Genomic DNA, 17,761 nt, shown 5'->3' with positions numbered 1-17,761 from the left:
ACGCATGCCCGCACGGATCAACCCCAGCATCCTCTCCGCCGACTTCGTGAACTTCGAGGCCGAGCTGCAGCGCATCGCCGGAGCCGACCTGGTGCACGTCGACGTGATGGACAACCACTTCGTGCCGAACCTCACGTTCGGGCTGACCATGGTCCAGCGCCTCCAGGACGTCTCGCCCCGGCCGCTCGACCTGCACCTGATGATCGACGACCCCGACCGGTGGGCCCCCGACTACGCCGAGACCGGCGCCTACTCCGTGACCTTCCACGCCGAGGCCGCGCGCGACGCCGTGGCCCTGGCGCGGCGCCTGCGCGAGATCGGCTCGCGGGCGGGGATCGCGCTCAAGCCGGGCACGATGGTGGACGACTACCTCGACCTCCTGCCCGAGTTCGACCAGGTCCTCGTGATGACGGTCGAGCCCGGCTTCGGGGGCCAGTCCTTCATGGAGGAGATGATGCCCAAGCTGCGCACCCTCCGGAACGTGGTGGACCGCACCGGGCTCGACGTCTGGCTCCAGGTCGACGGCGGGATCGCTCCCGGCACGATCGAGATCGCAGCGGAGGCGGGAGCCGACACCTTCGTCGCGGGCTCCGCGGTCTTCGGCGCGGACGACCCGGAGGCCGCGATCGCGTCGCTGCGCGAGACGGCGACCGCTCACCTGCACCGGCACTGAGGCGGCCCGCGCCCGGCCGCCGTATAGACTTCCCCGGTGAAAACTTTCGACGACCTCTTCGCTGAGCTGGGCGAGAAGGCCGCCGCCCGTCCCGAGGGTTCGGGCACCGTCCGCGAGCTCGACGCCGGCGTGCACTTCATCGGCAAGAAGATCGTCGAGGAGGCCGCCGAGGTGTGGATGGCCGCCGAGTACGAGGGCGACGAGCGCACCGCCGAGGAGATCTCGCAGCTGCTCTACCACCTGCAGGTGCTCATGCTCGCCAAGGGACTGACGACGGCCGACGTCTACCGGCATCTGTGAGCCCCGCCCCGCTCGCCGGGGTGCGCCTCCGCTCCGCGCCGTCGCGCCCGCACGCTCCCCGAGGAGCCGTGCCGCCCCCTGAACAGCCGTCGAGTCATGAAGGACGTCCCGTGACCACCACCCCCGCCCCGGCGCTCCTGCGCGTCGCCGTCCCCAACAAGGGCTCCCTCTCGGAGACCGCCGGTCAGATGCTCGCGGAGGCCGGCTACACCGGCCGTCGCGACCCGAAGGAGCTGCACGTCGTCGACGAGCGCAACGGGGTCGAGTTCTTCTACCTGCGCCCGCGCGACATCGCCACCTACGTCGGCTCCGGCGCTCTCGACGTCGGGGTCACCGGCCGCGACCTCCTGATCGACTCCGGCTCCGAGGCGCGCGAGATCGCGAGCCTCGGCTTCGCGAACTCCACCTTCCGCTTCGCCGGGCCCGCCGGCCGCTACGACGAGCTCGGGCAGATCGACGGCCTCCGCGTGGCGACCAGCTACCCGGGCCTCGTGGGCCGCTTCCTCCGGGAGCACGGCGTCGAGGTGACGCTGATCCGCCTCGACGGCGCGGTCGAGTCCGCGATCCAGCTCGGCGTCGCCGACGTCATCGCCGATGTCGTCGAGACCGGCACCACGCTCCGCAAGGCCGGCCTCGAGATCTTCGGCCCGGTCATCCTGGACTCGACCGCCGTCCTGGTCTCCGCCGCGGGGGAGCCCGAGGGCATCCCGGTGCTGCTGCGCCGCCTGCAGGGCGTGCTGGTCGCCCGCGAGTACGTGCTGCTCGACTACGACTGCCCCGTCGCGCTCCTGGAGAGCGCCACGGCGATCGCCCCGGGCTTCGAGTCCCCGACGGTCTCGCCGCTGCACGACGCCGAGTGGGTGGCCGTCCGCGTGATGGTGCCGCGCTCGGACATGAACCAGGTGATGGACCGCCTGTACGACCTGGGCGCCCGCGCGATCCTGGTCACCTCCATCCACGCCGCGCGCCTGTAGAGGGAGAGCCGATGAGTCTCGCCGTCCGCGTCATCCCCTGCCTCGACGTCGCCGCCGGCCGCGTCGTGAAGGGCGTCAACTTCCAGAACCTGCGCGATGCGGGCGACCCCGTCGAGCTCGCCCGCCTCTACTTCGAGCAGGGCGCCGACGAGCTGACCTTCCTCGACGTCACCGCCACGGTCGACGACCGCTCGACCACCTACGACGTGGTGCGGGCGACCGCCGAGCAGGTCTTCATCCCGCTCACGGTCGGCGGAGGCGTGCGCAGCGCCGAGGACGTCTCGCGACTGCTCGCGCACGGCGCCGACAAGGTGGGCGTCAACTCCGCCGCGATCGCCCGGCCCGAGCTCCTCGGCGAGATCGCCGACGTCTTCGGCGCGCAGGTGCTCGTGCTCTCGCTCGACGTCAAGCGGAGCGACGCCACGGCGTCCGGCTTCGTCGTCACCACTCACGGCGGACGCCGCGAGACCGAGCTCGACGCCCTGGTCTGGGCGGCCGAGGCCGTCGAGCGCGGCGCCGGGGAGCTGCTGGTCAACTCCATCGACGCCGACGGCACCAAGCAGGGCTTCGACCTCGAGCTGATCGCCGCGATGCGCGAGCTGAGCTCCGTGCCGGTCATCGCCTCCGGAGGCGCCGGCGCCGTCGAGCACTTCGCTCCGGCCGTCGACGCGGGGGCCGACGCCGTGCTCGCCGCCTCCGTCTTCCACAATCGCGAGCTGACGATCGGCGACGTCAAGCGCTCGCTCGCGGCCTCCGGGATCGAGATCCGATGACCCCCGCCGAGCTCGACGCCGTCCTGGACCGCGCCGCCTTCGATCCGACCGGGCTCCTGCCCGCGATCATCCAGCAGCACGACACCCGCGAGGTGCTCATGATGGGCTGGATGGACCGCGAGGCTCTCCGGCGCACCCTCACCGAGGGCCGCGTCACCTTCTGGTCGCGCTCGCGTCAGGAGTACTGGCGCAAGGGCGACACGTCCGGGCACGCGCAGTACGTGCGGGGTGCCGCCCTCGACTGCGACGCCGACACCCTGCTGGTCCAGGTCGAGCAGATCGGCGCCGCCTGCCACACGGGCGAGCACGCCTGCTTCGACGTCGACCCCCTCGTGCCGTTCACCGGCCTCGGCCCGGCGGAGTGAGCATGAGCGGACGGCGGCTGAAGTACACGGCGATCCTCGGGATCGTGCTCCTCGCCGCGCTCGAGCTGACCTCCTCCACCCAGACCTGGTCCACGCTGACCCTGGCCGCGATCGAGGGGGAGGGCCAGCGGATCGACGTGGCCGGGACCGTCGCCGCGCCCGCGCTCTCCGCCCTGGCGCTCGCAGGCCTCGCCCTCGCCGCGGCCCTCGCCATCGCCGGCCCCGTCTTCCGGATCGTGCTCGGTGTGCTCCAGGCCGTCCTCGGCGCCTCGGTGGTGCTCGCGGCCGCGACGGCACTGGGCGACCCCGTGCGCGCCGGCGCCTCGCTGGTCACGGAGGCGACCGCCATCGCGGGGGAGCAGTCCGTCGCCGCGCTCGTGGCCTCGTCCTCCGCGACGGCCTGGCCCGTCGTCGCCCTGGTCTGCGGCGTGCTCACCGCGCTGCTCGGGATCGGCGTCCTCGCGACCTCGCGCCGCTGGCCGGGAGCGGCGCGGAAGCGCGCGTCCCGCTTCGAGCCCGCCGACGGCTACGGCCACGGCGCGTCGACCGTGCAGACGGACGACGGCGACATCGACCCGGTCGTCTCGTGGGACGAGCTCTCGCGCGGCGACGACCCCACCTCGGGCCGCTGACACCGGCCGGGGACGTGTCCGGCGGTCCGGCATCCCCGCCTCCTGCAGGCGACTGCGCAGGCGAGTCCGGGGCCGGGCGCTCAGGCGCCTCACGCTAGACTGCTCTGGTCCCGATGCACCCCCAGGAGGAGACCCATGAGCACCGAGCACGACGACGACAACCACGGCCACTCGCCCGCAGCGTGGACGGCCGTCGTCATCATGCTGGTCGGATTCACGATCGGCACGATCGCGTTCTGGTTCGACGTGCCCCTGGTGGTCTGGCTCTCGGCCGGCCTGGTCGTGGTGGGTCTGCTCGTGGGCATGGGCATGGCCAAGGCGGGCTACGGCGTCAACGGTGCGAAGGCGAACCCGAAGGCGCGCGCCTAGGTGCTCGCCGACCTCACCTCCGGCGCCCTGGCCGACGCGGCCCGGCGCCGCGAGAGCGCCCCGCTCGAAGCCGTCGAGCGCCGCGCGCTCGCCCAGGCGCCCGCCCTCGACGCCCTGGCCGCTCTGGCCCCCGCCGAGCGCGTCAGGATCATCGCCGAGGTGAAGCGCGCCAGCCCGTCGCGCGGAGCCCTCGCCGACATCCCCGTCCCCGCCGAGCTGGCCGGGCAGTACGAGCTCGGGGGAGCGAGCGCGATCAGCGTCCTCACCGAGGAGCGCCGCTTCAAGGGGTCCCTCGCGGACCTCGAGGCGGTCCGCGAGCGCGTGTCGATCCCCGTCCTGCGCAAGGACTTCGTCGCCGAGCCGTACCAGGTCCTCGAGGCCCGCGCGGCCGGAGCCGACCTGGTCCTCCTCATCGTCGCCGCGCTCGAGCAGCCCCTGCTCGCCGAGCTGCACGCCCTCGTGCTCGAGCTGGGGATGACCCCGCTCGTCGAGACGCACTCGGCCGACGAGCTCGAGCGGGCCGCCGACCTCGGCGCGCGGCTCATCGGCGTGAACGCCCGCGACCTCTCCACCTTCCAGCTCGACCGCGACCTCTTCGGCCGCCTCTCCGAGCGCTTCCCCGACGATGCGGTGAAGGTGGCCGAGTCGGCCGTCCTCACCGCCGACGACGTCGCGCACTACCGCGGCTCCGGAGCCGACGTCGTCCTCGTGGGCGAGGCTCTCGTCACCGGCGGCGACCCCGTCTCCACCCTCGCCGGCTTCCTGGCGCACTGACCACACCGATAGGCGGTACCCCCATGGCACTCCGGGATGAACTCGGCCCCTACTTCGGCGAGTTCGGCGGACGCTACGTCCCCGAGTCCCTCGTCGAGGCCCTCGACGAGCTGAGCGCCGAGTACGAGCGCACGAAGGTCGACCCCGCGTTCGCGGCCGAGCTGATGGAGCTGCACCGCAGCTACACCGGTCGTCCGTCGATCATCACCGAGGTGCCGCGGTTCGCCGAGCACGCCGGCGGTGCGCGGATCATCCTCAAGCGCGAGGACCTCAACCACACCGGCTCGCACAAGATCAACAACGTGCTGGGCCAGGCGCTGCTCACCAAGCGGATCGGCAAGACCCGCGTCATCGCCGAGACGGGAGCGGGCCAGCACGGCGTCGCGACCGCCACGGCCGCCGCCCTGTTCGGCCTCGACTGCGTGGTCTACATGGGCGAGGTCGACACCGAGCGCCAGGCCCTCAACGTCGCCCGCATGCGCCTGCTCGGCGCCGAGGTGATCCCCGTGACGACCGGCTCGCGCACCCTCAAGGACGCGATCAACGACGCGATGCGCGACTGGGTGACGAACGTGGGCACCACGAACTACATCTTCGGCACCGTCGCGGGCCCGCACCCGTTCCCGGCCCTCGTCCGCGACTTCCAGAAGATCATCGGCGAGGAGGCGCGCGAGCAGGTCCTCGAGCTGACCGGCTCGCTGCCCACCGCGGTCACCGCCTGCGTCGGCGGCGGCTCCAACGCGATGGGGATCTTCCACGCCTTCCTCGACGACCCCGAGGTCCGCCTCGTCGGCTTCGAGGCCGGCGGCGACGGGATCGAGACCCCCCGCCACGCGGCGACCATCAGCAAGGGCCGCCCCGGCGTCCTGCACGGCGCCCGGAGCTTCCTCCTCCAGGACGAGGACGGCCAGACCGTCGAGTCGCACTCGATCTCGGCCGGCCTCGACTACCCGGGCATCGGCCCGGAGCACGCGTGGCTCTCGAGCATCGGCCGCGCCGACTACCGCGCGGTCACCGACTCGGCCGCGATGGACGCGCTCATGCTGCTCAGCCGCACCGAGGGGATCATCCCGGCGATCGAGTCCGCGCACGCGCTGGCCGGCACGCTGGAGCTCGGGCGCGAGCTCGGCCCCGAGGCCACCATCCTGGTCAACCTCTCGGGCCGCGGCGACAAGGACATGACGACCGCTGCGCACTACTTCGGCCTCATGGACCAGGGCGCGGTGCAGTCGTGAGCGGCCGCGGACCGAGCGTCGCCGAGACCGTCCGGCGCCGGAACGAGGAGGCGGCGGGCGCCCTGATCGGCTACCTCCCCGTCGGCTTCCCCGACCTGCCGACCAGCATCGACGCCGCCGTGGCCATGGCCGAGAACGGCGTCGACGCGATCGAGCTCGGTCTGCCCTACTCCGATCCGGTGATGGACGGACCCGTCATCCAGGAGGCGACCCAGGCCGCCATCGCGGGCGGCTTCCGCCTCCGCCACGGCTTCGAGGCCGTCCGCGAGATCCGGGCGCGCGTCGACGTGCCGGTCCTGGTGATGACCTACTACAACCCCGTCCTGCAGTACGGGGTCGAGCGCTTCGCCACCGATCTGGCCGAGGCCGGCGGGTCCGGCCTCATCACGCCCGACCTGATCCCGGACGAGGGCGCCGAGTGGCTCGCCGTCTCCGAGCGGCTCGGACTCGACCGCGTGTTCCTCGCGGCGCCGTCCTCGACGGACACGCGCCTGCGCCAGGCCGTCGACTCGAGCCGTGGATTCGTCTACGCGGTCTCGACGATGGGCATCACCGGCGCGCGCACCGACGTCGACTCCGCGGCCCGCACCCTGGTCGACCGCCTCCGCGCCGCCGGCTCCGAGAGCGCGTGCGTCGGCCTGGGCATCTCGACCGGCGAGCAGGTCGCCGAGATCCTCGCCTACGCGGACGGCGCCATCGTCGGATCCGCCCTGGTGCGGGCGCTGGCGTCCGGCGGGGTCGACGCGGTCGCCGAGACCTCCCGCGGCCTCGCCGAGGGCACCCGCCTGCGCTCCGCGCGCTGACACCCTCCCGCTACAATCGGGATGCCCACCGGGGCGCGGCCGAGCCGTGCCCGGGGGACCCCCTCCTTCGAAAGGTCGAGTACCGGTGTCCGTACCGCTGAGCATTCCGAGCCCCCCCGACGCGTGGAGTCAGTACGACCTCACGATCGGCACCTTCACGCTCGCGATCCACACCTACGCGCTCTGCATCCTCGCGGGGATCATCGTGGCGACGATCATGACGAACCAGCGCCTCAAGCGCCGCGGCGCGGAGCCGTGGGTCGTGCTCGACATCATCATCTGGGCCGTGCCGCTCGGCATCGTCGGCGCCCGCGCCTACCACGTGCTCACCCACCCCGGCGACTACTTCTACGACGGCGCCGACCCGTGGGAGGTCGTCCGCATCTGGAACGGCGGCAACGCCATCTTCGGCGGGCTGATCGGAGGCGCGGTCGGCGCGTTCATCGGCTGCCGCTGGACAGGAGTGCGGTTCTGGACCTTCGCCGACGCCCTCGCCCCCGGCATGCTCGCCGCGCAGGCGCTCGGGCGTCTGGGCAACTGGTTCAACCACGAGCTCTTCGGCCTGCCCACGACCCTGCCCTGGGGCCTCGAGATCGAGACCACCAACCCGGCCTTCCCCGTCGGCCTCCCGGCGGGCACGCTCTTCCACCCGACCTTCCTCTACGAGATCCTCTGGAACGTCGTCGGCATCGCGGTCATCCTCCTGCTCGAGCGCCGTCTCAAGCTGCAGTGGGGCACCGTCTTCGCCGCCTACCTGATCTGGTACGGGATCGGCCGCGTCTGGTTCGAGTCCATCCGGATCGACCCGAGCGAGTTCTTCTGGGGCATCCGCACCAACGTCTGGGCCGCGCTCATCGCCGTGGTCATCGGCCTGGTCCTCGTGGTGATCCAGAAGCGCGAGCACCCGGGCGCCGAGCCCTCGGCCTACCGGCCGGGTCGCGAGTGGACGCCCGCCCCGGCTGCGGTAGAATTCGAGGACGTCGAGTCCGACTCCGACGACACCACCACCCCTGCTTCCGGCACCGACGCCGAGAAGCCGACGGTCTCCCGCACCTGACGGAGGTCGCGGAGCCTCCGCGACCGCCTCCCGGGTGCCCGACACCTCCACGACCGCCCCATCGCGGCGCAGCCACGAGCGCTGCCGCGGGCGGGTCGTCGTGCAGGCACCGCCGACGGCGCGCGACGCTCGCGCCACGGCAGAACCCTGCGGCCCTCCCGATCGGGGAGCCGCTCCTCCTCCACCACCGCGGGCCAGTGACGTCCCGATCAGCCATCACCCCCGTGAGGACGGTTCCCATGGCCTCCGCCCAGCCCTCGACCCCGGCCCGCGCCGTGCCCTTCCTGGGCATGCCGCCGGCGCAGGGGATGTACGACCCGTCCGCCGAGAAGGACGCGTGCGGTCTCGCGATGGTCGCCACCATGCGCGGCACCGCCGGCCACGACATCATCGACGCCGCGCTGAACGCGCTGCGCAACCTCGAGCACCGCGGCGCCGTCGGCTCCGACGCGGGAACGGGCGACGGCGCGGGGATCATCACGCAGATCCCGGACGAGTTCCTCCGCGCGGTCGCTCCCTTCGAGCTCCCGCCGCTGGGCCAGTACGCGGTGGGCAACGCCTTCCTCCCGGTGGACGTGTTCGAGCGCGAGCGGGTCAAGTCGACGATCGCCGACATCGCCCGCGAGGAGAACCTCGCCGTGGTCGGCTGGCGCTCCGTGCCCGTGCAGCCCGACGAGATCGGCACGCTCGCCCGGGCCGCCATGCCGGCGATCGAGCAGCTGTTCATCCGGAGCGAGCTGACCGACGAGAGCGGCACGCCCCTCTCCTCCGTGCGCCTCGACCGTCTGACCTTCCGCCTGCGCAAGCGCGTCGAGCGCGAGCTCGAGGTCTACTTCATGTCGCTCTCGAGCCGCACGCTCGTCTACAAGGGCATGGTGACGACGCTCCAGCTGGAGCCGTTCTACCCGGACCTGTCCGACGAGCGCTTCGCGTCGAAGCTCGCGCTGGTGCACTCCCGGTACTCCACCAACACCTTCCCGTCGTGGCCGCTCGCTCAGCCGTTCCGGATGATCGCGCACAACGGCGAGATCAACACGGTGCAGGGCAACCGCAACTGGATGCGCGCGCGCCAGTCGCAGCTGAAGAGCCGCGAGCTGGGCGACCTGGCCCCGCTGTTCCCGATCGTCTCGCCCGGCCGCAGCGACTCCGCCTCGTTCGACGAGACCGTCGAGCTGCTCAACCTGGCCGGCCGGTCGCTCCCGCACGCGGTCATGATGATGGTGCCGGAGGCCTGGGAGAACCAGGACGGCGCGCTCGACCCGAAGCGCCGCGCGTTCTACGAGTACCACTCGATGCTCATGGAGCCGTGGGACGGCCCGGCCGCGATCGTCTTCACCGACGGCGAGCTCGTCGGCGCCACTCTCGACCGCAACGGGCTCCGCCCCGGCCGCTACGTCGTGACCGACGACGGGCTCGTGGTGCTCGCCAGCGAGATCGGCGTGCTCGACATCGACCCCGCGAAGGTGGTCCGCAAGGGACGCCTGCAGCCCGGCCGCATGTTCCTGGTCGACACCGAGCAGGGCCGCATCGTCGAGGACGAGGAGATCAAGGGGCAGCTCGCCGCCTCCGGTCCGTTCGAGGAGTGGCTCGAGAAGGGCCGCATCAACCTCAAGGACCTCCCCGAGCGCGAGCACATCGTGCACACGCCCGCCTCGGTCAACCGCCGCCAGCGCACCTTCGGCTACACCGAGGAGGAGGTCCGCCTCCTCCTGCTGCCGATGGCGCGCGCCGGTGCGGAGCCGCTCGGAGCGATGGGCTCGGACACCCCCGTGGCCGTCCTGTCCAAGCGCCCCCGCCTGCTCTTCGACTACTTCACGCAGGCCTTCGCGCAGGTGACGAACCCGCCGCTGGACTCGATCCGCGAGGAGGTCGTGACCTCGCTCCGCCTGGGCCTCGGCCCCGAGCGCAACCTGCTGACCGCCGGTGCCGAGCACGCGCGCCAGGTCGTCCTCGACTTCCCGGTCATCGACAACGACGAGCTCGCGAAGATCCAGCACATCGCGCCGCGCCCGCTGAGCCACATCACCACGACGATCCGCGGCCTCTACCGCGTCGACGCGGGACCCCGCGCGATGCAGGACCGCATCGACGAGATGTGCGACGAGGCCGACGAGGCCATCGCCGCGGGAGCGCAGTTCCTGGTGCTCTCGGACCGCGACTCCACCAAGGACCTCGCGCCGATCCCCTCGCTGCTGATGCTCGCCGCCGTGCACCACCACCTCATCCGCACCGAGAACCGGATGCGAGTGGGGCTCGTGGTCGAGGCGGGCGACGTCCGCGAGGTGCACCACGTGGCGACGCTCATCGGCTACGGCGCCTCCGCGGTCAACCCGTACCTGGCGATGGAGACCTGCGAGGACCTCGTCCGCAGCGGCATGCTGTCGGACGTCTCGCCGGAGAAGGCCGTGAAGAACGTGATCAAGGCGCTCGGCAAGGGCGTGCTGAAGATCATGTCCAAGATGGGCATCTCCACCGTGTCGAGCTACGCCGGGGCGCAGACCTTCGAGGCCGTCGGCCTCAGCCAGGCGTTCGTCGACCAGTACTTCACCGGCACCGTCTCGAAGCTCGGCGGCATCGGCATCGACGTCGTCGCCGAGGAGAACGCCGCGCGTCACCGCGCCGCCTATCCCGAGGACGGCGCGATCGTCGCGCATGAGCGCCTGGCGGTCGGCGGCGAGTACCAGTGGCGCCGCGACGGCGCCCCGCACCTGTTCAACCCGGACACGGTGTTCCGCCTGCAGCACTCGACGCGCAACCGCCGCTACGACGTCTTCCGCGAGTACACGAAGATGGTCGACGACCAGGCGAGCTCGCTGATGACCCTCCGCGGCATGTTCAAGCTCGACACCGCGGGGCGCACGCCGATCCCGATCGACGAGGTCGAGCCGGTCGAGGCGATCGTGAAGCGCTTCTCGACGGGCGCGATGAGCTACGGCTCCATCTCGCCGGAGGCGCACGAGACGCTCGCCATCGCGATGAACCGCCTCGGCGCCAAGTCGAACACGGGCGAGGGCGGCGAGGACACCGAGCGGCTGCTCGACCCGGAGCGCCGCTCCGCGATCAAGCAGGTCGCCTCGGGCCGCTTCGGCGTCACGAGCATGTACCTCACCCACGCCGACGACATCCAGATCAAGCTCGCCCAGGGCGCCAAGCCCGGCGAGGGCGGTCAGCTGCCGCCGACGAAGGTGTACCCGTGGATCGCGCGCACCCGGCACGCGACCGCCGGCGTCGGCCTGATCTCGCCGCCGCCGCACCACGACATCTACTCGATCGAGGACCTCAAGCAGCTGATCTTCGACCTCAAGCGGGCGAACCCGTCGGCGCGCATCCACGCGAAGCTGGTCAGCCAGTCGGGCATCGGAGCGGTCGCCGCCGGCACCGCGAAGGCCCTCGCCGACGTGATCCTCGTCTCGGGTCACGACGGCGGCACCGGCGCGAGCCCGGTGAACTCGCTCAAGCACGCGGGCACGCCCTGGGAGCTCGGCCTGGCCGAGACCCAGCAGACGCTGATGCTCAACGGCATGCGCGACCGTGTGGTCGTGCAGGTCGACGGCCAGATGAAGACCGGTCGCGACGTCGTCATCGGCGCGCTGCTCGGAGCCGAGGAGTTCGGCTTCGCGACGGCTCCGCTGATCGTCGAGGGCTGCATCATGATGCGCGTCTGCCATCTCGACACCTGCCCGGTGGGCGTCGCGACGCAGAACCCGGAGCTGCGCCAGCGGTTCTCCGGCAAGCCCGAGTTCGTCGTCAACTTCTTCGAGTTCATCGCCCAGGAGGTGCGCGAGTACCTCGCGCAGCTCGGCTTCCGGAGCGTCGACGAGATCGTCGGCCACCGCGAGCTGCTCGACGTCGACCAGGCGATCGAGCACTGGAAGGCGAGCGGGCTCGACCTGACGCCGATCCTCGTCGGACCGGTCTTCACCGCGGAGGAGCCGCGCCGCCACGGCCGCGCGCAGGAGCACGAGCTCGAGCACCACTTCGACAACGAGCTGATCCGCCTCGCGGCGAACGTGCTCGACCACCGCGGCACCGTGCGGATCGAGCGCGAGATCAAGAACACCGAGCGCGCCGTCGGCACCATGCTGGGCCACGAGGTCACCGTCCGATTCGGCGAGAACGGCCTGCCGGCCGACTCCATCGTCGTGTCGCTCCGCGGCTCGGCCGGGCAGTCGCTCGGAGCGTTCCTCCCCGCCGGCATCACGCTGCGGCTCGAGGGCGACTCCAACGACTACGTCGGCAAGGGCCTCTCGGGCGGCCAGATCGTGGTGCGGCCGGACCGCCGCAGCACCTTCGACGCCTCGACGAACGTGATCGCGGGCAATGTGATCGGCTACGGGGCGACCCAGGGCACGATGTTCATCCGCGGGATGGTCGGCGAGCGCTTCCTGGTCCGCAACTCCGGCGCCACCGCGGTGGTCGAGGGAGTGGGCGACCACGCGCTCGAGTACATGACCGGCGGCCTGGCGGTGATCCTCGGCGAGACCGGGCGGAACCTCGGCGCCGGCATGTCGGGCGGCACGGCCTACATCCACGGCCTGCGCCGCGAGCTCGTGAACCGCGACGCGATCGCCTCCGGCGAGCTGACCCTCTCCGAGCTCGGCAGCGCCGACGTGGAGATCCTGCGCGACCTGCTCGAGCGGCACGTGGCGGAGACCGAGTCGACCCTGGCCCAGGGGATGCTCGACGATTTCGACGGAACGGTCTCGCGTTTCGTCAAGGTACTGCCCCGCGACTTCGCCGCGGTGCTCGCGACGCGCGCATCCGCTGTGGAGGAGGGGCTCGACCCCGACGGCGACGTCGTCTGGGGACGGATTCTGGAGGTGACCGGTGGCTGATCCCAAGGGGTTCCTGAAGGTGCAGGACCGGGAGCTGCCCAAGCGGCGTCCCGTGTCCGTCCGCCTGATGGACTGGAAAGAGGTCTACGAGCAGGGCGACTCCGCCGTGCTGCGCCGGCAGGCGGGCCGCTGCATGGACTGCGGCATCCCGTTCTGCCACAAGGGCTGCCCGCTGGGGAACCTGATCCCCGAGTGGAACGACCTGATGTGGCGCGGCGAGGGCCGCCAGGCGATCGAGCGCCTGCACGCGACGAACAACTTCCCGGAGTTCACGGGCCGGCTCTGCCCGGCGCCGTGCGAGTCGTCCTGCGTGCTCGGCATCAATCAGCCCGCCGTCACGATCAAGCAGATCGAGGTCTCGATCATCGATCAGGCCTTCGGCAACGACTGGGTGCAGCCGCACCCGCCGGAGCGCCTGACCGGCAAGACCGTCGCGGTCGTCGGCTCCGGCCCGGCGGGGCTCGCCGCAGCTCAGCAGCTCACCCGCGCCGGGCACACCGTCGCGGTCTACGAGCGCGACGACCGCATCGGCGGCCTCCTGCGCTACGGGATCCCGGACTTCAAGATGGAGAAGAAGCACCTCGAGCTCCGCCTGAACCAGATGAAGGCCGAGGGCACCCGGTTCCGCGCGGGCGTCGACATCGGCTCCGACATCACCTGGGACGACCTGCGGGCGCGCTACGACGCGGTCGTGGTCGCCACCGGCGCTCTCGTGCCGCGCGACCTGCCGATCCCGGGGCGCGACCTCGACGGCGTGCACTTCGCCATGGAGTACCTCGTGCAGTCGAACCGCGCGATCGCGGGCGACCGCGTCTTCGAGCAGATCTCGGCCGAGGGCAAGCACGTCGTCGTCCTGGGCGGAGGCGACACCGGAGCGGACTGCATCGGCACCGCCCACCGCCAGAAGGCCGCGTCGGTCACGAACCTGGCGATCGGGCAGCAGCCGCCGTCGCAGCGCCCGGACAGCCAGCCCTGGCCGATGGACCCGACCGTGTTCGAGGTCTCGAGCGCCCACGAGGAGGGCGGGGAGCGGATGTTCCTCGCGTCGACCGTGGAGTTCCTCGCGAACGAGGGCGGCGAGGTCCGCGCGGTGCGCGTGGCCGAGACCGAGTACCTCGACGGACGCCGCGTCCCCAAGGCGGGCACCGAGCGCGAGATCCCGGCCGACCTGGTCCTGCTCGCCCTCGGCTTCACCGGCCCGGAGGCGGACCACCTCGGCCGCCAGCTCGACGTCCCCTTCACCGAGCGCGGCAACGTCGCGCGCGGCGACGCCTTCGAGACCACCGTCCCCGGCGTCTTCGTGGCCGGCGACGCCGGGCGCGGCCAGTCCCTGATCGTCTGGGCGATCGCGGAGGGCCGCTCCGTCGCGGCCGAGGTCGACCGCTACCTCGAGGGCACGACCCAGCTGCCGGCGCCGGTCGGCCCCGACGACCGGGGCTTCACGCTCTAGTCCCCGGGACGCGATAGTCTCGGCCCGCCAGCAATCAGCTCACCCTCCCCGCTAACGACGCGCCTCCGGGCGCAGAACAACGGAGCACCCCCTCAATGAGACGAGCGAAAATCGTCGCCACCCTCGGCCCGGCAACGTCGTCGTACGAGACCATTCGTGCGATCATCGACGCCGGCGTGGACGTGGCCCGCATGAACCTCAGTCACGGAAGCTACGACGTCCACGAAGGCATCTACCGCATCGTGCGGAAGGCCGCGGACGACGCCGGGCGCGCGGTCGCGATCCTCGTCGACCTGCAGGGTCCGAAGATCCGCCTCGGCAAGTTCGAGGGCGGCCCGTACGCCCTCGCCGAGGGCGACGTCTTCACCATCACCACCGAGGACGTCCTCGGCACGCGCGAGCTCTCGGGCACCACGTTCAAGGGCCTCCCGGACGACGTGAACCCGGGTGACATGCTCCTCATCGACGACGGCAAGGTCGCTGTCCGCGTCACCGCCGTCGAGGGCCCCCGGGTCGTCACCGAGGTCGTCGTCCCCGGCAACGTCTCGAACAACAAGGGCATCAACCTGCCCGGTGTCGCGGTCAACGTCCCCGCCCTCTCCCAGAAGGACGAGGACGACCTCCGCTGGGCGATCCGCCTCGGCGCCGACATCATCGCCCTCTCCTTCGTGCGCAACGCCAGCGACATCGAGCGCGTGCACGAGATCATGGCGGAGGAGGGCCGCAAGGCTCCCGTCATCGCCAAGATCGAGAAGCCGCAGGCGGTCGACAACCTGCAGGAGATCATCGACGTCTTCGACGGCATCATGGTCGCCCGCGGCGACCTCGGCGTCGAGCTTCCCCTCGAGGCGGTGCCGATCGTGCAGAAGCACGCCGTCGAGCTCGCTCGCCGCTGGGCGAAGCCGGTCATCGTCGCGACCCAGATGCTCGAGTCGATGATCGAGAGCCCCCGCCCCACCCGGGCCGAGGCCTCGGACGTCGCGAACGCCATCCTCGACGGCGCGGACGCGGTCATGCTCTCGGGCGAGACCAGCGTCGGAGCCTGGCCCGTCGTCACCGTGCAGACCATGGCCCGCATCGTCGAGTCCACCGAGGAGCACGGCCTGGAGCGCATCCCCCCGCTGGGGAGCAAGCCCCGCACCCAGGGCGGATCCGTCACGCTGGCCGCCGCCGAGGTCGCCGAGTTCGTCGAGGCGAAGTTCCTCTGCGTGTTCACCGAGTCGGGCGACTCGGTCCGCCGCATGACGCGCCTGCGCCACGGCATCCCGATCATCGGCTTCACCCCCGAGCCCGCCGTCCGGCGCCGCATGGCGCTGAACTGGGGCGTCCAGTCCTTCGTCACGCCGCGCGTCAACCACACCGACGCGATGTTCGCGCAGGTGGACGCGGTGCTGCTCCGCGAGGGCCTCGCCCTGGCGGGCGAGACCGTGGTCGTCGTCTCCGGATCGCCCCCCGGACGCGCCGGCACGACGAACGACATGCGGGTGCACATCGTCGGCTCGTCCAGCTCGGCCGACAGGGCCGAGAACTGGGACCACTGAGTCCAGCACCCTCCGGAGGGCCCGGTCGCGCGAGCGGCCGGGCCCTCCGGCGTTCCCCGGCGGCCCGCGTGGAGAAACGCGACTCCGCGGGCGGATACCGTGGACCCATGCGACTCGGCGTGCTCGACATCGGCTCCAACACGGTCCACCTGCTCCTCGTCGACGCGCACCCCGGCGCCCGCCCGGTGCCCTACCGCTCGCACAAGCGGAGCCTCGCTCTCGTGGCGCACCTCGACGAGGCGGGGGAGATCACCGAGCGGGGCCAGCGCGAGCTGATCGCGTTCGTGACCGAGGCCGCGGAGGTCGCCCGCGAGCACCGCGCGGAGGACCTGCTGGCGTTCGCGACCTCGGCGATCCGCGAGGCCGGCAACGGCGCGGCGGTCCTCGACCGGGTCCGCGCCGAGACGGGCGTGCACCTCCAGGAGCTCGGCGGCGAGGCGGAGGCGTCGGCCACCTTCCTCGCCGTGCGCCGCTGGTTCGGCTGGGGCGCGGGCTCGATCCTGGACCTCGACATCGGCGGCGGCTCGTTCGAGCTCTCGATGGGCGTGGACGAGGTGCCCGAGCTCGCCGTGTCGGTCCCGCTCGGAGCGGGGCGGGTGACGCGGGACCTGCTGGTCGGCGATCCCGCCTCGGCCACGAGCGTGAAGGCCGCCCGGCGTCACGCCCGCGAGGTGCTCGCGGAGCCCGTCCGCGGCTTCCTCGCCCTGGGGCGCCCCGACCTGGTCGCAGGCACGTCGAAGACCTTCCGGTCTCTGGCGCGGATCACCGGCGCCGCTCCGAGCGCCGCCGGTCCGCTGGTGCGCCGCGAGCTGCACCTGGTCGACCTCCGGCTGTGGTCCGCCCGCCTCGCCGCGATCAGCGCGGCCGATCGCTCAGCGCTGCCCGGCGTCTCCGCTCTGCGGGCTCCGCAGCTGCTCGCGGGCGCTCTCGTCGCGGAGGCGGCCATGGACGCCCTCGGCATCAAGACGCTGGTGATCTGCCCCTGGGCCACCCGCGAGGGGCTGATCATCCGCCGCTTCGAGCTGCTCGACGCGCAGATCCAGCGCGCGGACGTTCAGCTCAGCGCGATGCTGTAGGACAGCGACCGCCGGCCGCCCGGCTCGAGGACGATCTGGCGCGGCTTGTCGACGATGTCGCCGTCCCAGCCCTCGGGGGTCGGGACGCTCCGCCAGGGCTCGAGGCAGACGAACGGGGCCCCGACGGGCTTCCACACGCCGACCACGTCGAAGTCCCCGGTGTCGACGACGATCGCGCGGGCGGCGCCGTCGGCCTCGAGCCGGAGGGTCCGCCGGCGCGGCTCGTCGAAGATCATCACGCCCTCCTCGAAGTGCGCGTCGTCCACTGTCAGGACCCCGTCCTCGAGCGGCGCCGGGTGGCGCGCCTCGAGCAGCAGGTTCTCCGGAGCGCGGCGGTACCCCTCCGGCTCGGGCTGCGCGAAGCGGATGCGGTGCTCGCCGCGGCCCTCGGGCAGCGGCAGCGCGAAGGCCGGGTGGTTGCCGAGCGAGAAGCCCAGCGGAGAGGGACCCCTGTTCTCGACGGTCTGGGTGATCCGGAGCGAGGCGCCGGTCACGGCGTAGGCGATGAGGAGCGTCCAGTCGAAGGGGAACACCGCGCGCGTGGCGTCGTCGCTCCGGAGCCGGAACACCGCCTCGTCCGCCGAGACGCCCGCGAGCTCGAAGACCCGGTCCCGCGCGAAGCCGTGCTGCCCCATCCGGTGGTCCGCGCCGTCGTGGTGCAGCGTGTCGCCGGGGAGGCGCCCGATGATCGGGAACAGGACGGGAGCGTGCCGGCGCCACTCCGGGCCGGCCTGCCACAGAAACTCGCGGCCCTCGTCGTCGCGGAGGGACGTCATCTCGGCCCCGGCGGTCGTCAGGGCGAGGCGCAGGCTCTCGCTGCCGAGGGTGAGGACGGTGGGCGCGGGGGAGTCGCTGCTGGTCATCCTCCGATTCTGCCCGTCACGCGGCGCGGGCGGGGGTGTCG

Annotated in this window: 16 protein-coding genes; 15 read left to right on the top strand and 1 reads right to left on the bottom strand. The window is 72.1% G+C overall.

Features of this window, described 5'->3' with window-relative positions; all coding sequences use genetic code 11:
* The first annotated feature begins 4 nt into the window (after positions 1-4).
* From rpe to C5D50_RS12945, 15 genes are all read left to right on the top strand, one after another.
* Complete coding sequence (rpe, locus tag C5D50_RS13015) at positions 5-673, top strand: ribulose-phosphate 3-epimerase (protein ID WP_104283689.1); 669 nt, start codon at positions 5-7, stop codon at positions 671-673.
* 36 nt (positions 674-709) lie between these two features.
* On the top strand, positions 710-973 hold the full coding sequence (locus C5D50_RS13010; RefSeq protein ID WP_055791842.1) for a phosphoribosyl-ATP diphosphatase: 264 nt from the start codon (positions 710-712) through the stop codon (positions 971-973).
* A 110-nt stretch (positions 974-1,083) separates the two neighbouring features.
* Positions 1,084-1,947, top strand: a complete 864-nt coding sequence (gene hisG / locus C5D50_RS13005) for an ATP phosphoribosyltransferase (protein WP_104283688.1) — start codon at positions 1,084-1,086, stop codon at positions 1,945-1,947.
* 11 nt (positions 1,948-1,958) lie between these two features.
* On the top strand, positions 1,959-2,720 hold the full coding sequence (gene hisF, locus C5D50_RS13000) for an imidazole glycerol phosphate synthase subunit HisF (RefSeq protein WP_104283687.1): 762 nt from the start codon (positions 1,959-1,961) through the stop codon (positions 2,718-2,720).
* Positions 2,717-3,085 (top strand): phosphoribosyl-AMP cyclohydrolase, encoded by a 369-nt coding sequence (hisI, locus tag C5D50_RS12995; RefSeq protein WP_104221855.1) that lies wholly within the window; start codon positions 2,717-2,719, stop codon positions 3,083-3,085. Before hisF ends, hisI begins: the two co-directional genes overlap by 4 nt.
* Positions 3,086-3,087: 2 nt before the next feature.
* Entirely contained in the window at positions 3,088-3,717 is a 630-nt protein-coding gene (locus C5D50_RS12990; protein ID WP_104283686.1) for a Trp biosynthesis-associated membrane protein, read from the top strand.
* Between the two features lie 135 nt (positions 3,718-3,852).
* Positions 3,853-4,086 (top strand): DUF6704 family protein, encoded by a 234-nt coding sequence (locus C5D50_RS12985; protein ID WP_104221860.1) that lies wholly within the window; start codon positions 3,853-3,855, stop codon positions 4,084-4,086.
* Positions 4,087-4,860 carry an indole-3-glycerol phosphate synthase TrpC gene (trpC, locus tag C5D50_RS12980; protein WP_104283685.1) on the top strand — a complete coding sequence of 258 codons (774 nt, stop codon included), beginning with the start codon at positions 4,087-4,089 and terminating at the stop codon, positions 4,858-4,860.
* Positions 4,861-4,883: 23 nt separating this feature from the next.
* Complete coding sequence (gene trpB / locus C5D50_RS12975; protein WP_104225310.1) at positions 4,884-6,095, top strand: tryptophan synthase subunit beta; 1,212 nt, start codon at positions 4,884-4,886, stop codon at positions 6,093-6,095.
* Positions 6,092-6,898, top strand: coding sequence for a tryptophan synthase subunit alpha (gene trpA, locus C5D50_RS12970; protein WP_104232657.1), 807 nt, complete (start codon positions 6,092-6,094; stop codon positions 6,896-6,898). The genes trpB and trpA overlap by 4 nt, the downstream gene beginning before the upstream one ends.
* Before the next feature lie 85 nt (positions 6,899-6,983).
* A complete protein-coding gene (gene lgt, locus C5D50_RS12965) occupies positions 6,984-7,955 on the top strand; it encodes a prolipoprotein diacylglyceryl transferase (protein ID WP_258059820.1) in 972 nt (323 codons plus the stop codon).
* 239 nt (positions 7,956-8,194) lie between these two features.
* Complete coding sequence (gene gltB, locus C5D50_RS12960) at positions 8,195-12,790, top strand: glutamate synthase large subunit (RefSeq protein WP_104283684.1); 4,596 nt, start codon at positions 8,195-8,197, stop codon at positions 12,788-12,790.
* A complete protein-coding gene (locus tag C5D50_RS12955) occupies positions 12,783-14,240 on the top strand; it encodes a glutamate synthase subunit beta (RefSeq protein ID WP_104232655.1) in 1,458 nt (485 codons plus the stop codon). Before gltB ends, C5D50_RS12955 begins: the two co-directional genes overlap by 8 nt.
* Before the next feature lie 95 nt (positions 14,241-14,335).
* Positions 14,336-15,781: a pyruvate kinase gene (pyk, locus tag C5D50_RS12950; RefSeq protein WP_104283683.1), complete on the top strand. Its 1,446-nt coding sequence runs from the start codon at positions 14,336-14,338 to the stop codon at positions 15,779-15,781.
* Positions 15,782-15,888: 107 nt separating this feature from the next.
* Positions 15,889-16,857, top strand: a complete 969-nt coding sequence (locus C5D50_RS12945; RefSeq protein ID WP_104283682.1) for an exopolyphosphatase — start codon at positions 15,889-15,891, stop codon at positions 16,855-16,857.
* On the opposite strand, the gene C5D50_RS12940 is transcribed toward C5D50_RS12945, so the two are convergent.
* Complete coding sequence (locus C5D50_RS12940) at positions 16,836-17,720, bottom strand: aldose 1-epimerase family protein (protein ID WP_104283681.1); 885 nt, start codon at positions 17,718-17,720, stop codon at positions 16,836-16,838. The two genes, C5D50_RS12945 and C5D50_RS12940, sit on opposite strands and share 22 nt — an antisense overlap.
* Between the last annotated feature and the right edge of the window lie 41 nt (positions 17,721-17,761).

Source organism: Rathayibacter sp. RFBD1 (genome assembly GCF_002932915.1).
GTDB lineage: Bacteria > Actinomycetota > Actinomycetes > Actinomycetales > Microbacteriaceae > Rathayibacter.
Note: the sequence above shows the minus strand (reverse complement) of the source record. Positions and strands in the feature narration are given on the sequence as shown.